Origin of the sequence: Psychrobacillus vulpis, from assembly GCF_006861825.1 — a bacterium.
In the GTDB taxonomy this organism is placed as follows: domain Bacteria; phylum Bacillota; class Bacilli; order Bacillales_A; family Planococcaceae; genus Psychrobacillus; species Psychrobacillus vulpis.
This window is the reverse complement of the sequence record NZ_VDGI01000072.1, coordinates 488-1,276: the sequence shown is the minus strand read 5'-3', so window position 1 is coordinate 1,276 and position 789 is coordinate 488.

Genomic DNA, 789 nt, shown 5'->3' with positions numbered 1-789 from the left:
CCTTCGTCGACTCCTAGTGCCAAGGCATTCACCGTGCGCCCTTATTAACTTAACCTAATTTGGTTTTCAAAAGAAAACCGTTCAATCAGTAGTTAAAAGTACTACACAAAATAAAAATCACGTTAGTAATTCTATTGAATTTCTTGAATTTGTTGCTTTCAATGTCGTTTTATCCAGTTTTCAAAGAACAAAGGTCTTGTTCCTTTGCGACGAGTAATCGCAGGAGCAAGTGTTGAAATGCTCAAATGAATGAACATTCAAAACTGAACTGCAAAACGTTAAGCTACAGATAAAGATCTGTATTCCGTAATTATCCTTAGAAAGGAGGTGATCCAGCCGCACCTTCCGATACGGCTACCTTGTTACGACTTCACCNAAAGAAAACCGTTCAATCAGTAGTTAAAAGTACTACACAAAATAAAAATCACGTTAGTGATTCTATTGAATTTCTTGAATTTGTTGCTTTCAATGTCGTTTTATCCAGTTTTCAAAGAACAAGTTTCAAATGCTCATAAAAATGAACATTCAAAACTGAACTGCAAAACGTTAAGCTACAGATAAAGATCTGTATTCCGTAATTATCCTTAGAAAGGAGGTGATCCAGCCGCACCTTCCGATACGGCTACNATGAACATTCAAAACTGAACTGCAAAACGTTAAGATACAGATAAAGATCTGTATTCCGTAATTATCCTTAGAAAGGAGGTGATCCAGCCGCACCTTCCGATACGGCTACCTTGTTACGACTTCACCCCAATCATCTGTCCCACCTTCGGCGGCTGGCTCCCA